Origin of the sequence: Martinezella calliandrae (genome assembly GCF_030272695.1) — a bacterium.
Lineage (GTDB): Bacteria > Pseudomonadota > Alphaproteobacteria > Rhizobiales > Rhizobiaceae > Rhizobium > Rhizobium calliandrae.
In genome coordinates this window covers 1-14,293 of the sequence record NZ_JARFYN010000025.1, presented here as the reverse complement: position 1 = coordinate 14,293, position 14,293 = coordinate 1, and the positions used below count along the sequence as shown (strand labels likewise).

Annotated in this window: 12 protein-coding genes and 1 pseudogene; 10 read left to right on the top strand and 3 right to left on the bottom strand. The window is 56.9% G+C overall.

Features of this window, described 5'->3' with window-relative positions; translation table 11 throughout:
- Positions 1 to 67 precede the first annotated feature (67 nt).
- On the bottom strand, positions 68 to 1,474 hold the full coding sequence (locus PY650_RS19235) for a mechanosensitive ion channel family protein (protein WP_285881108.1): 1,407 nt from the start codon (positions 1,472 to 1,474) through the stop codon (positions 68 to 70).
- Positions 1,475 to 1,857: 383 nt separating this feature from the next.
- Between PY650_RS19235 and PY650_RS19230 the strand changes: the two genes are divergently transcribed.
- Both PY650_RS19230 and PY650_RS19225 read left to right on the top strand, forming a co-directional pair.
- Positions 1,858 to 2,274 carry a GlcG/HbpS family heme-binding protein gene (locus PY650_RS19230; protein ID WP_285881107.1) on the top strand — a complete coding sequence of 139 codons (417 nt, stop codon included), beginning with the start codon at positions 1,858 to 1,860 and terminating at the stop codon, positions 2,272 to 2,274.
- Between the two features lie 50 nt (positions 2,275 to 2,324).
- A complete protein-coding gene (locus PY650_RS19225) occupies positions 2,325 to 3,065 on the top strand; it encodes an SDR family oxidoreductase (RefSeq protein ID WP_285881105.1) in 741 nt (246 codons plus the stop codon).
- A 103-nt stretch (positions 3,066 to 3,168) separates the two neighbouring features.
- On the opposite strand, the gene PY650_RS19220 is transcribed toward PY650_RS19225, so the two are convergent.
- Positions 3,169 to 3,930 carry an alpha/beta fold hydrolase gene (locus tag PY650_RS19220; RefSeq protein ID WP_285881104.1) on the bottom strand — a complete coding sequence of 254 codons (762 nt, stop codon included), beginning with the start codon at positions 3,928 to 3,930 and terminating at the stop codon, positions 3,169 to 3,171.
- Between the two features lie 769 nt (positions 3,931 to 4,699).
- Here PY650_RS19220 and PY650_RS19215 point away from each other — a divergent pair.
- The 8 genes from PY650_RS19215 to PY650_RS19180 all read left to right on the top strand — a co-directional run bounded on the left by PY650_RS19215 (position 4,700) and on the right by PY650_RS19180 (position 13,955).
- On the top strand, positions 4,700 to 5,500 hold the full coding sequence (locus tag PY650_RS19215) for a response regulator transcription factor (protein WP_349644500.1): 801 nt from the start codon (positions 4,700 to 4,702) through the stop codon (positions 5,498 to 5,500).
- A 150-nt stretch (positions 5,501 to 5,650) separates the two neighbouring features.
- Complete coding sequence (locus PY650_RS19210; RefSeq protein WP_285881103.1) at positions 5,651 to 6,094, top strand: (2Fe-2S)-binding protein; 444 nt, start codon at positions 5,651 to 5,653, stop codon at positions 6,092 to 6,094.
- On the top strand, positions 6,095 to 8,377 hold the full coding sequence (locus PY650_RS19205; RefSeq protein ID WP_285881102.1) for a xanthine dehydrogenase family protein molybdopterin-binding subunit: 2,283 nt from the start codon (positions 6,095 to 6,097) through the stop codon (positions 8,375 to 8,377).
- Positions 8,374 to 9,711, top strand: a complete 1,338-nt coding sequence (locus tag PY650_RS19200) for a c-type cytochrome (protein WP_285881101.1) — start codon at positions 8,374 to 8,376, stop codon at positions 9,709 to 9,711. Before PY650_RS19205 ends, PY650_RS19200 begins: the two co-directional genes overlap by 4 nt.
- 124 nt (positions 9,712 to 9,835) lie before the next feature.
- A complete protein-coding gene (locus PY650_RS19195; protein ID WP_285881100.1) occupies positions 9,836 to 11,272 on the top strand; it encodes a cytochrome ubiquinol oxidase subunit I in 1,437 nt (478 codons plus the stop codon).
- A 2-nt stretch (positions 11,273 to 11,274) separates the two neighbouring features.
- Positions 11,275 to 12,285 (top strand): cytochrome d ubiquinol oxidase subunit II, encoded by a 1,011-nt coding sequence (gene cydB, locus PY650_RS19190; RefSeq protein WP_285881099.1) that lies wholly within the window; start codon positions 11,275 to 11,277, stop codon positions 12,283 to 12,285.
- Positions 12,282 to 12,428, top strand: a complete 147-nt coding sequence (locus tag PY650_RS19185) for a DUF2474 domain-containing protein (RefSeq protein WP_285881098.1) — start codon at positions 12,282 to 12,284, stop codon at positions 12,426 to 12,428. Before cydB ends, PY650_RS19185 begins: the two co-directional genes overlap by 4 nt.
- Before the next feature lie 471 nt (positions 12,429 to 12,899).
- On the top strand, positions 12,900 to 13,955 hold the full coding sequence (locus PY650_RS19180) for an NAD(P)-dependent alcohol dehydrogenase (protein ID WP_285881097.1): 1,056 nt from the start codon (positions 12,900 to 12,902) through the stop codon (positions 13,953 to 13,955).
- 252 nt (positions 13,956 to 14,207) lie between these two features.
- On the opposite strand, the pseudogene PY650_RS19175 reads toward PY650_RS19180, so the two are convergent.
- Positions 14,208 to 14,293 (bottom strand): annotated as a pseudogene (locus tag PY650_RS19175) (hypothetical protein); the annotation flags it as partial.

The following is a 14,293-nucleotide window of genomic DNA, read 5'->3' as shown; positions in this document are numbered from 1 at the left end:
CGCCCCACGCGGCTGATTGCTGGCTATCCCAATCGTCGCGCAAGTCAAAAGATCGGCAATTCGTTCGTCAAGGCAGGTGGAATAAATGTCGGATGCGGCTCCTGAGCGTTGACATGTTGTGAGAGGGTTGGGCTATGCCATTCTTATGTGCGGCCTCTTCGGCCTTGGTGCGCGCAGACAGGAGCAGGGCGAGTTCCTCGGCGATCGCAGGACGCTCGTGTAGCATCGCCGCGATCCGCGCTTTCGGTATCTCGCAGATGATCACGGGAGAAATGGCGCGGACATCACAGACCTGAAGCATGCCCAACAGGACACCGCGTTCACCGAATAGGTCGCCGGGAGCAATTCGTCCAAATTCGATTTTGCTTTTTCCGTCTTCAAGAAAGAAGCCCGCTACTCCGCTTTTCAAAAGCATCAGCGATGTAAGCGTGGACCCTTTGTGCGCGATGACCTCCCCCTGTTTGAAAACCAGCCGGTTCATGTTCGAGGCGAGGTCGATTTTCTCCTGATCGGTGAAGCCATCGAAAAGGGAGAACAGATCCATGAACCGCTTCAAGTGCTGTGCTGGCTCTGTGGGCTTCAATTTGTCGTCTGGATCGGAGGGAGAAGAGGTGGCAAGCCGCAGGCCGGCCGCTTGTGAATGCCGGTACACGAGGTCGAAGAGCTCATTCCGCGCGGATGCGACGCGAGCGATGTCGGTAACGCGGAATGAAAGTTCGATTTCTACCGCGTCTCGATCCATAGCGGTGATTGCAGCAGAGGCTGAAGGGGTGCGCAGAATCTCGTTGCTGCTCAGAAGGACCTTCTCCATCACCTCCAGAATCTTTGCCGGATGAGCTGTGGGGAGCAGTTTCACTCTGAACGACGCTCCGTGCGACGCGTTCGGTATGCTGAGGTTGGTGATCTTGCTTTTGGCCAGCACGCTATTCGGGACGACGACTAGGTCGCCCGTAGCGTTAAGAAATTGAGTCGAGCGCCAATTGGTCTCGACGACTCTTCCCTGGGTGGTTTCGTCCAAAACGACCCAATCGCCGACCGACAGCGGTCTGTTGAGATTGAGAGCGATGCCTGAAAACACGTCGTTGAGGGTGCTTTGTAATGCCAAGCCCAGCGCGATGGCGAAGACGCCGGACGTAGCAATCACGGTTCCCACTGGCAGTCGAAACACGTATGCCGAAATGCAAAACGCGGCACCCACGTAGATCAACGCAATGACAAGGTCCTGTAATAGCCGTCCCTCCCGAGGCTTCAATTCCAATATCAGGAACATCCGGACGGAGCTCACCAAGACCATTGCACCGCCGACCCACCACAAGGTCTTGAGCACATCATCAGTTACGAATGCAGCGACGCCGGGATCGACGTCCTTGGCCACGTAGGGCGGGATGCCATGGTATAATAACAGCGCAGTCAGCGCTGCGAACAGGGCGATGTTCAGAAGAAATCTACACAGGCTTCCGTTCGGGAGCAGCATCTTGGCTATCCCGCGTAAGGCTATGAGGCCTGCGAACTGTGTCAAAGGCTCGTTTAGGAGTTCTGCCATCCCGCCTCACTTCTCACCGCCAAAATCTATCAGCAGCATGGAGCCAGACGGCGTGACATGCGCGACCTTTCGAGTTTATCCCGGGCGGGCGCGTATCGGGATTAAATGCCGTGAAAACAGGTGAAAACCTTTGCCCCGCTTTTCCCGCCCTTTGACCGTCTTTAACGTGTCCGACACCTGAGGCGATGATACAAAACAGCCTTACTGCGAACGACCAGCTACATCGTCGATTCGCTGCGGGGCAAGCCGTTCCTACCGGGCTACGAGTATGCCGGCGCCGCTCAACGCGACAATCAAACAAAATCGGAGACAGCATGCCTAGAGCACACGTTACCCTTACCCTAGAGGACGCTAAAAAAATGCTGTCCGCAGCCGAAGCCATGGCTGCAACTTTCGGCATCGCCTACAATGTCGCGGTCGTCGATGACGGCGGTCACCTCATCGCGTTCTATCGCCAAGACGATGCGCTTATCGGCAGTATCGATCTGGCGATAAAAAAGGCGGTGACCGCTCGCCTGTTCGACAAGACCACATCCTTCCTTTCAACACTCTCCCAGCCAGGCTCGCCCCTGTACGGGATTCAGCAGAGTAACGAAGGCAACGTCGTCATCTTCGGAGGCGGTATCCCGGTCGTTCGAGACGGCAAGATCATCGGCGCGGTTGGCGCGAGCGCTGGTACAGTCGAGCAAGACATCGCTGTCGTAGAGGCCGCCGCTGCGGCGCTGCAGTGATCTCTATTCTCTTCACGACCCCTACATCGCCCAAAAATGAGGACCAGCTTATGGCCACGAACATCGAAGGAAAAGTCGTATTGATAACAGGTGGAGGAACCGGTCTTGGAGCCGAGACCGCCCGTCACTTAGCTTCATTTGGTGCAAAGGTCGCTATCGCCGGCCGGCGGAGGGGGAAGCTGGAGGAGGTCGAGTCCTCAATAGCTGGCGCTGGAGGTACGGCTAGCGTTCACGAACTGAACGTCGCCAACAAGACCCAATTTTTCGCCGTGGTCGAACACGTTATAGCCCAATTCGGAAGACTGGACGTGCTCGTCAATAACGCCGGACTTATGCCCATCCGGCCGATGGTCGAGGCAAACACCGATGAATGGGATGCCATGATTGACGTGAACCTCCGAGGTGCCCTGTACGGTATCGCCGCGTGCCTGCCCCGGTTCGTGAAGCAAGGCTCCGGTCATTTCGTAAACATCAGCTCGGTCGCGGGTATCAAGGTCTTTGCACCCGGCGGTACGGTTTACTCGGGGACCAAATTCGCGCTAAGCGCTATCTCGGAGGGCCTCAGACAAGAGGTTGGGAGCAAGATACGTGTCACATCGATCGAACCGGGGGCAGTCGAGAGCGATCTGAAATACTCTACGAACGGCAGCGCGAGAGAGACGGTGTTCGAGTTTTACAAGCAAGCGATTTCAGCCAGCTCGGTGGCAAAGGCAATCGCATTTGCGATCGAACAGCCGGCCGATGTGGACATCAATAGGATTGTACTCCGACCGACAGCCCAGGAATTTTAAGCAACTCGGCGAACTTGTGCAGACTTCGTTGAATTTAAAATCTTCTTAGGAAGCAGGGGCCCATGTCTGCGGGGCAATTGCCAGCGACATGGGCTGCCTATCTCTACTTCGCGGCCTCGATAATCAGCTCGGCCACTTCTTTCGGATGCGAAAGCATCGCTACATGGCTGGAGGGGACTTCAATCGATTTCGCGTTGGCTGCCTTGACCTGGTCCTTTTCCATTTGAACCGGGATGATGGCGTCATGGGTGGCAACGACCATGAACGTCGGCTTGGCACGCCAAGCCGCCTGCGTGACCTTTGCAACCAGCGTTCTGGAGTGGAACGGCCCCTGGACTGCTGCGACCACCTTCTTCTCCTCCGGAGTGAGGTCGGCGGCGAAATACTTCTCGACGCCTTCGTCGCTGATCGTCAGATAGCCGTCAGCGTCCTTCTGGAAGTATTTCAGGCTCTCGGGTGCCGGGTACTTCGCAGAGATATCCTCAACGGATTGTCCCTTGTCCGGAGCGTAAGCCGCTACGTAAACGAGCGATTTGACATTGTCGTCGTTCCCGGCTTCGGTAATCACCGTCCCGGCCCACGAATGGCCAACCAGCACGACCGGACCTTCAGCATTCCTGATGGCACGTTTGGTCGCCGCGACATCGTTTTCGAGTGAATCGAGAGGATTCTGAACTGCGACGACCTTGAGCCCGGCTTTCTCGAGATATGGGATCACCTTCGACCAGGAGGTGCCGTCCGCGAACGCTCCATGGACCAAAACCGCGGTCTTGGCCGTGAGGCCGGCCGCATAGGTTGGTGTGATCATCACCGCCGCCGTGGACAGCAGAATTCCCAGATGTACTACGGAGTCGAAAAGCTTCATTGCAATCTCCTGTGGGGTTGTAGCGATATGGTCGGCTTGAATGAGACTCGTGGTGTCGGATCGCTGCCGCTTTGTCTCAATTGCCACGGGACCGCGGAAAGCAGGCACTCGAGACTTTGTCTCGGAGCCGGAAGTCCGTCAGCTTCGGTTTGAGTTCGCAGAGCTCACGTGCTCGGTATGAGTGCGGAAGCGGTTGCGGTTGACCGTATGTCTTTGCATCGATCCAATGGATAAGATTGCATCCCGACAACATCGCCAACGCCCCTGATTTGGCTGCTACGAGCTCGAGTGAAGTAAATCCGAAGTGGACCAATTCTTGAAATTAAATGTCGTAAAATGCCGTCAATCGGCTGATATTACTTGAGAGGTGATCGTGACAGTTGTGCGGGAGTGCGACCTCCGAACCATGTCTTTTCCAGGCTGGATGGGAGTTAGGCGTGGGACGATCGTTGCAATCGCTTCGATGGAAATGGCAGCCGACCATTGTGCTGTTCCTCGAAGAGTAGATCGTGATTCCCGGGACCCATATGCACATACTTAACGTACACCCGAGCACGGAGCGTCAAACGCTAGCGTTCCCGTTGGCCAGCTGAATTCGGCAGTTTTTACGCCGTGTTTTCAAATTGGCTCTGTGTCGCGAAAGCACAGTGCAACCTTCCGTCAAAGACGAGTCTAGACACTCGCGACAGACTCGTTGTCACAAGACGAAAGCCCTGATTTTTCAGCATTTGACAACAATTCACGGTCGCCCTTCGGGAGAAAATGTACAGTGGAGGTCGAAAGAAGAGCCATTACTGAACAACGATCGAGGAGAAATCTGATGATGATTTCGGTATCGAAGGGACAACCGAAGCCTCGTCCCAATGAAGGTAAAAGTGCTGTCGCGATCGTGGACGATGACGGCGCTATCCGAGAGTCACTTGCAGAGCTTCTTGACAGCATGGGCTTTCGGGTCAGCACGTTTAGCAATGCACTTGAATTTTTGAACGCCGACCTGGACCAAAACCTGGTCTGTATCGTTCTCGATGTTCGACTGCAAGGCATGAGTGGCTTGGACCTGCAAGATCGTCTGTCTCAGTCAGGATCGTGGGTGCCGATCGTGTTCATGACCGGCTATGCCGACGTAAGCATGAGCGTCCAGGCGATGAAGGGCGGCGCTATCGACTTCCTGCAGAAGCCCTTCAGGGAGCAGGACATTCTCGATGCCGTAGCTCGCGCGGAAGCAACTCATCGGCGGGATAGGGAGATCACACGCGTCTCCGAGGGGATTCGGGACCGTGTATACTCCTTGACCGCTCGCGAAAGGGAGGTTCTCGACGGTGTCTGTAGGGGACTTATGAACAAGCAGATCGCGGCAGAGCTCGGCATCTCCGAAATCACCGTGAAGGTTCACCGTGGCCACGTAATGAAGAAGATGATGGTGCGAACTGCCGCCGAGTTGGTCAAACACGCCTCCCTCCATGCGTTCATAGACAAGCAGGTTTCGCAGCTTCGTGTCGCGGGCCAGATTAACCGGCAGTTCTCCGACCATCGCGACGCAACGCGGTTCCATCTGGATCGCGCCATGTGAGCGACCTGGTGTTCATCCGCTAACGTATACCTCCGTATAGCTAGCTCAATTCCGATGCTGAGGTATCAATTTCAATTTGCGGATAAAGCTAACCGCCGTCGAACGCCCGGCGCAATTGTCTCTTCGTTTGACTTTGAGGAGTTGTAACCCATGGGCATTCCAGCAGTCGTCAATGGCAAACAGGTTCAATTCGATGGACCCGAGGATATGCCGCTCCTATGGGCGCTCCGGGACCTACTCGGGATGACCGGCACCAAGTTTGGGTGCGGGATCGGACAATGCGGGGCGTGCACGGTTCATCTGGATGGAAAACCCGTTCGGTCTTGCATGCTTCCGATCGGCGAGATCGACGGCCGAATAACGACAATCGAGGGCATAGGCGAGACGGAAGAGGGCCGCCGCATTCAGAAGGCCTGGCTGGCACTCGAGGTTGTCCAGTGCGGATACTGCCAGTGCGGACAGATCATGGCAGCTGCTGCGTTGCTGGCTCGAAATGCGAAGCCGGACGACAGTGCAATCGACATCGCGATGGCGGGCAACATCTGTCGTTGCTGCACCTATGTCCGCATTCGCCAAGCGATCAAGGAGGCTTGAATGCGCTCCTATGGTTTGGTCGAAGATCGCGATGTACCGAATGTCGGTCGCCGCAATTTCCTCGTAGGAAGCGCCGCTCTCGTACTTGGATTCACCTTTGCTCGCTACGCGCGGGCGATGGTTCCGCCGACTGATGTCGTGCGAACCGGTGCGAACGATGCGGCCGCTTCCGGGTTTGATGGATTTGTACCGGACGGTTTTATCCGCATTTCGACAGACGGCCGCATAATTCTTGTAGTCCCAGGATCGGAAATGGGGCAGGGCATCGCGACAACCGAAGCGATGCTCCTCGCCGAGGAGCTTGAAGTCGATTTGGAACAGGTCGAGGTTGCGTTGGCCCCTGCCGACGCGTCCGCATACGATCAATCCATCCTCCACAATCAGATCACCGGCGGATCGACGTCTGTTCGTGCGTTCTTTACTCCGCTTAGGCAAGCGGGCGCAGCCGCTCGTTTCATGCTGCTCTCGGCAGCCGCGCAACGCTGGCAGGTAGGGGTATCGGAATGCTCGGCAAGCCGAGCAGTTGTCTCCCATCCTTCGACGGGGCGGACTGCAAGTTATGGCGAACTGGCCATTGCTGCCCGGGATCAGAAAGTTCCGTCCAACGTCCCCCTCAAGCCCATTGCGGACTTCAAGCTGATCGGAAAACCTTTGAAGCGTGTTGATACGCCCGAAAAGGTCGTCGGGGCGGCGAAGTTTGGTATCGATGCGGTCGTTCCAGGTATGCGCTACGCGGCGATCACCATCTGTCCGATTATCGGCGGGTCGGTCAAATCGATTGATGACGCGGCAACACGGTCCTCACCGGATGTCGTCGATGTGCTTCGTATCGAAGATGCAGTCGCGGTCATAGGCAAGACCTATTGGGCAGCGCGCAAAGGCTTGGAGCTTCTGTTCGTCGAGTGGGAGCAAGGGCCGAACAAGAACCTGTCGTCCGATGATCTGTGGAACGGTCTGAAGACAGCGTCCGGCACGCCGCTTGTCGCCAAGGTTGTCGGAAACCCCGACGAAGCGCTTACCAAGGGTGTCCGCATCGAATCCACCTATGAACTGCCGTATCTGGCGCACGCGGCACTCGAGCCGATCAATACGACGATGCATGTCAGGCCCGACGGATGCGACGTCTGGGTGAGTACGCAGGTCCCAAAAGACGCGCGTATCGTGACCTCGGAAATCGTGGGCTTGCCACCCGAGAAGATCAACATCCATACGCACCTCATAGGGGGCGGCTTCGGCCGTCGCCTGGCGGTCGACACCATTCAGCAAGCTGCACGCTTTGCGAAACAGGTGAATTATCCCGTGAAGATCATTTGGACGAGGGAGCAGGACATCATGCATGACCGCTTCCGCCCTGCCTACTACGACAAGGTGACCGCAACGCTGGATCCCAAAACGGGGCTCCCTTCGGCCTTCCATCATCACACGACGTGTTCCAGCGTACTTCCATATTTCCTCCGGGGACCCTGGCCGGAAGATAAAGTTGATTCCGATGCAGTCTCGGGCAGTATCAACATGCCGTACGCTATCCCGGATGCGAAATGGGAGTGGCTGCGCCACGACGGCCCGGTTCCGCTCAATTGGTGGCGCGGCGTGGGCGAGGGGCACAACGTCTTCGTCGTAGAAAGCTTCATCGACGAGCTTGCCCTTGCGGGGGGCCGCGATCCTGTCGATTACAGACGGGCGTTGGTTGCAGACAATCCTCGCGCTCGAGCAGTCTTGGACAAAGTCGCGGAGGCTGCCGATTGGGGCAAGCCGCTGAAGGCCCGGACAGGCCGGGGCGTATCGCTCCATGCATGCTTCGGGTCCTTCGCTGCCCTGGTCGTCGAGGTGGAGGTGGACGAGTTCGGCGGGGTCAGTCTGCGTCGGTTGACGGCGGCCGTTGACTGCGGCGTTCCGGTCAATCCCGACAGTATAAGCGCGCAGATGCAAGGCGGCGTGTTGTTTGGATTGTCGGCTGCTCTTTACAACGGAATCACGTTCAAGAACGGAACTGTCCAGCAGAGCAACTTTCACAACTACCGTCAGCTGCGAATGAACGAGGTTCCGCCCTTCGAAGTCTTCGTCATGCCGAGCTCGGAAAGTCCCGGCGGGATGGGCGAGGTCGGAACTGCTTCGTCCGCGCCCGCCTTGTCCAACGCTATTTTCGCCGCGACCGGGGTGCGATTGAGAACTATGCCAATCGATCGATCCCTGCTTGCCATCAAGGGCAATGAGAACCGCGTGCCGGAAACGCTCACCGTCGGCCTCCCGTCGAGAGTGGCAGAGGGGAGTCTCGCGCCATGAGCTTGGTTCGTTCAATTTTCCGGCTCATTTTGCTGAACTGGCGGCGCTTCGTGGTTCCGCTCACCGCCGTCGTGGTGGTCGGATTGTTGGGAGCGGCGGCATTCTTCTTTTGGCCGCACGGCTTGCCTGAAGTCGCGGCCAGCCCCGAGCAACCTCAGCGCGACGAGCTCATCGCGAAAGGCAAATATCTGACGATCGCCGCAGACTGCGAGGCCTGCCACACCACACCCGGAGGCGAGGCGTTTGTCGGAGGGCTGGCCTTCAAACTCCCCTTCGGCACGATGTACTCGCCGAACATCACACCCGATCCCGAGACGGGTATAGGTACCTGGAGCGATGCGGAGTTCGTTAGAGCCGTGCGTTCAGGTGTCGGAAAACATGGAGAAGACCTGTATCCCGCTTTTCCCTATACGTCTTATGCGCTCCTATCGACCGATGATATCCTGGCGATCCGCGCATATTTGAAAACTCTGAGGCCGATCAAATACACGCCTCCTGAAAACGATCTGCTGTTTCCCTTCAATCAGCGTTATGTGATGCGCAGCTGGAAACTGCTCTTCGTTCCATGGGGTCAGTATCACAACGACCCTGCGAAGAGCGAGGCCTGGAACAAGGGAGCCTACTTGGTCGAAGCCCTGGCGCACTGTGGCGAATGCCATACACCGCGCGGTCTCATGTTCCAGCGTGAGCAGGGAAAAGCCCTCTCCGGCGGTGCGGTCGACGGCTGGATCGCGTGGAATATTACCTCGGACAAAGCCTCTGGCATCGGCAGCTGGTCGGACGAGGAAATCGCTGACTACCTCTCCAGGGGACACGCCCAAGGCCGAGGACCAGCAGCCGCAGCCATGCGCCAGGCAATCGAGCTCAGCCTCAGTAAGCTTACCAAGGCCGATATCGGGGCGATAACGACGTATCTGAGAGACGTCCCGGCCCAATCCGCGAGCTACGGCACGCCTACGACAGCGAGCGTGGTGCCCGCTGCGCAAGCATCCGAGCCATGGAACCCGCACGATTCCAAGGAATCTGAGGGCGAACGGATTTTTGAAGGCGCTTGTGCAAGCTGCCATGGGTGGGATGGAAGCGGTCAGAACACGACCCGTGCTTCACTTACCGGCTCTCATTCGATCAAGGATCCGACAGCGACCAATCTGTTGAGGATAATCCTCGACGGCAGCTCGGACGGCGTCGGCACGCCTACCACCGCGATGCCTGGCTTCGCGGATGCTTTCTCGGACGCGGAGATAGCGGCACTCGCGAACTATGTGACCGAGCATTTCGATGGACGCAAAGGAACCGTGACACCAAGGGACGTGGCAAAAGCCAGGTCGCCGTAGGCGTCAAAGACGACGACCAAGAACCATCATCGCTTGAACCGAGACCACCCACTGTAGGAGCGTTAACCAGCCGCGCTTGGCTAGGGGAACTCGTACGTCCGAATTTGAAATCAGGAGCGTTTCGATGTCAGGTATCAGCGCATTCGATCTTGCCAGGCTGCAATTCGCCTTCACTGTTGGATTTCACATACTCTTCCCGACGATCACGATCGGCCTCGCAAGCTTTCTCGTCGTCCTGGAAGCAATGTGGCACATCAAAAGAAACTCGGCATATCTGCAGCTATACCATTTCTGGTCGAAGATCTTCGCGGTGAATTTCGCGATGGGCGTCGTTTCAGGACTGGTCATGGCGTATGAATTCGGGACGAACTGGAGCGGCTTCTCGAGATTTGCGGGGGGCGTAACGGGTCCGTTGCTTACCTACGAAGTCCTGACGGCTTTTTTTCTCGAAGCGGGATTTTTAGGAGTAATGCTCTTCGGCTGGACCAAGGTCGGGCCGGGCCTTCACATGTTCGCCACCACGATGGTGGCAATTGGGACTCTGATATCCACGACTTGGATCCTTTCTTCCAACAGCTGGATGCAAACACCGCAAGGCTACTCGATCGTTGATGGACGAGTGGTACCTACGGACTGGTTCGCGGTGATCTTCAATCCTTCCTTTCCGTTTCGATTGGTTCACATGACACTCGCGGCGTATCTCTCGACGGCGCTATTTGTCGGCTCTGCTGCCGCCTGGCATCTTTTGCGTGGCAATTCGACACCATCGGTGCGGAAGATGTTCTCTATGGCGCTTTGGCTGCTGTTGTTCATCGCGCCTTTGCAGATGGTGGTGGGCGACGCGCATGGCCTGAACACTCTCGAACACCAGCCCGCAAAGATCGCTGCAATCGAAGGTCACTGGCAGAATGATCCCAACCAGACGGCTCTTCCGCTGATCGCTTTCGGAATTCCAGACATGAAAGCCGAGGAAACGAAGTATGCGATCCAGATTCCTTATCTCGGCAGCCTGATCTTAACGCACACCCTCCATGGCAAGATCCCGGGTCTGAAAGAATTTCCGCCCGCCGACCGACCGAATTCGACGATTATCTTCTTCACGTTTCGAATAATGGTCGGCCTCGGTGTAGCAATGGTGCTGCTCGGAGTTGGCGGCTTGTTTTTCCGTTGGCGCGGTAGTCTGTACGATTTCAAGCCGTTCCACTTCTTCGCGTTGTGCATGGGGCCTGGCGGCTTGATCGCTGTTCTGGCCGGTTGGTTGACGACCGAAGTAGGAAGGCAGCCGTGGGTGGTTTACGGAGTCCTTCGAACTGCGGACGCTGTATCGAACCACTCAGCGCTGGCGCTCGCCTCTACGCTGGTGATGTTTGTCGTGATCTATTTTCTCGCGTTCGGTACGGGCATCAGCTTCATGCTAAAGATGGTTGCCCGCGGCCCCGACGAATACGGAACTGAAAGGCCCACGCAAGCGCCTGGACAAATCCGCCGTCCGGCACGTCCGTTGTCGGCAACGCCCGACGTTATCGACCCCGCGCCTGTGCGCGAGAAAACGGAGGCATGATCATGGGCATCGACCTTCCTCTCATCTGGGCGATGATCATCGCCTTCGGCGTCATGATGTATGTGATCATGGACGGCTTCGATTTGGGCATCGGGATACTGTTCCCATTCATTCCCGACGGGCAAGAACGCGATACGATGATCAATACCGTCGCCCCCGTTTGGGACGGGAACGAAACGTGGCTCGTCTTGGGAGGAGCAGCCATGTTCGCTGCGTTCCCCCTTGCTTATGGGCTCCTTCTCAGCGCGTTGTATCTGCCGTTGATGCTGATGCTGGCCGCCTTGATCTGGCGTGGCATCTCCTTTGAATTCAGGTTCAAAGCTGACGCGCGTCGCAAGCCGATCTGGGACAGGGCGTTTGCGGCAGGCTCCTATATCGCGACATTTTCCCAAGGCGTGGCATTGGGGGCGTTCATCAACGGGTTCAAGCTGGAGGACACTGATTTTGTGGGAGGCCCGCTCGACTGCATTACGCCTTTCAGTGTGTTCACCGGCTTTGCTTTGATGTTTTCATACGGCTTGCTTGGGTCGACTTGGCTGGTCATGAAGACTGACGGAGATCTACAGCAACGCATGAAGAAATTGGCGCAAAGGATTGCGATCGCGCTACTTCTAATAATCGCGATTGTCAGCGTCTGGACGCCGCTCGCTCATCCGCAGGTCGCAGAAAGATGGTTCAGTTTCCCAAACATATTGATGTTTAGCCCGGTTCCGGCCCTGGTGCTGGCGGCGACGATATTGCAGCTGTATATGCTTCAGAAGGAGGGTTCCCACGCCATGCCCTTCTGCCTTGCTTTGGCTATCGTCTTCCTCGGATACAGTGGCCTGGCGATCAGTTTGTGGCCCAACATTGTTCCGCCCTCGATTTCGATTTGGTCGGCAGCGGCACCAACGGCAAGTATGGCGTTTGCCCTAGTCGGGACGATGTTCATCATTCCGGTCATTCTGGTCTACACAACCTGGTCGTACTACGTATTTAGAGGAAAGCACGGCATAGAGGGTGGATACGAATGAAAACCGTTAGCGCGCGTGACAGCGCCGTACGCCGCGTAGGCTGGTTGATAACGATCTGGTTTTTGTCGGTTCTCGCCCTCGGTGTGTTTGCGGAACTGATGCGACTGCTGATGGCCGCCGCAGGCTTGAGCGTAACCGGATAGCCGTATTCTGATTGGCTGCCGATTCAACTCCTCAATGTCGTAATGGCGCATTGGGGTTTTGTTGCATTGTCGTGCCTCCTCCTCAACGGGAGATGTTTGGCGACCGCGCCGCGGAAAGTGCTCTCCGTGGGCTCGGCAACGCCGTAATTCCGTAGTTGGACGCTGTCATGCTATTGAGCTTGAACTTCGGTTTTCCACGTTTCCCAGCCTTTTACCCCGCTTAACAGTCGTCGGAATCGCGGACGTGATATAGCTTAAGCGTACCGTTAAAACGAATGTTCGACGCGGCCAATGGGACATCGGCATTTCGCCCAAGGATGCCCGGCGTGGACCTTCCTCTCGCTCCGAGCGCCGCGTTCAAAGCCCGTCGGAAATGGGCGTTGCGAAATGGGCGTTGCTCGGTGACCTCAACATCTGGCTCGCGAACATTTCAGGAGCCCAGGGACCAAACGTCGACGCAAAGGAGAAGTCATGAAAGCCGCAAGATTGCACGAATACAGTCAGCCGCTCGTCCTGGAAGACGTTCCCGTGCCGGAGCATCAACCTGACGAAATCCTCGTTAACGTGAAGGCATGCGGAATGTGCCGCTCGGACGTTCAGCTGGTCGACGGCTACTTCTACAAATATGCCAACATCCCGCGCCCGATGACCGTGGGGCATGAGATCGCCGGCGTTGTATCGAAGATTGGTTCGCTGGTTCCGAAGGCCTCGGGCTTCAAGGAGGGCGATCATGTTGTCGTCGCACCCGGTTGGGGCGATGGCACCTGCCGTCATTGCCAGGTCGGCAACACGCAGATTTGCGCGAACGTTCGCTGGCCGGGCTTCGGTCCGGTGGGTGGTTTCGCCGAATTCATCCCGGTTCCGGCCCGCTACCTCATTAAGGTGGACAAGAGACTGCAATTCGAAGAGCTCGCACCGCTCACGGACGCGGGCCTCACCACCTACCGTGGCGTTAAAAAGCTCCGTGACGCAGGGGCATTGGGCCCAGATCGGCTCGTCGGAATCTTCGGCGTCGGCGGGCTGGGACTCTATGCCGTCCAGTACGCGAAGCTGCTCGGGGCCGGCGCGACGGTCGTCGCGTTTGCCCGAAACGCCGACAAGCTTGCAATCGCCAAGGAGTATGGTGCTGACTACACCATCAATATCAAAAACAAGAGCCACGATGATGTCGCCAATGAGCTGAAAGCCGCCACCGGCGAGAGTACGCTTGACGCGATCATGGACTGCGCAGGCGCGCCAGAAATGATGCAACTGGCGTTCAGTATCCTCGGAATCAGCGGTCACTACACGGACGTCGGCCTCGTTGGAGACCGGATCGACATCCCGCTCTTCCCGCGCGTATCCCGCGAGCAGGTGTTTCATGGGTCTTTCTGGGGCAACAATATCGATTTGGAAGAGGTTATGGCGCTCGCGGCTCACGGAAAAATCCGCCACACGATCAACCTGTTCAAATTCGATCAGATCAATGACGAGATCAATCGCCTACGAAAAGGCGAAGTGGTCGGTCGCGCTGTGATGAAATTCTGACGCGGGCCAAAGGCTGAATGGAATGTTGCCGCAAGTCTTTCAGAGCGAGGGACTTGCGGCTCTGTTTGCGTCCGCTACCTTTGCTTTTTTCTATCGCGATCTCGCGGTGTTAGCGCGCCATCTTAAACTTGAGTTGGAAACGACAAAAAGCCCCGACGACGCAGCCTGTCAAGGGCCAATTGCTGGCAGACGTGATTATGAGGCTAGTTGCTTTAGTGCGGCATAGCTTCGAACTGTGACGCGCATCGTGTGGGCGCTGGTGCGGTCGGCATAAAGGTCCAGCTGGCATTCTTTGATGCGATTTTCCATGTCGCCGCGGGCGCAGTAGAGATCCTCGT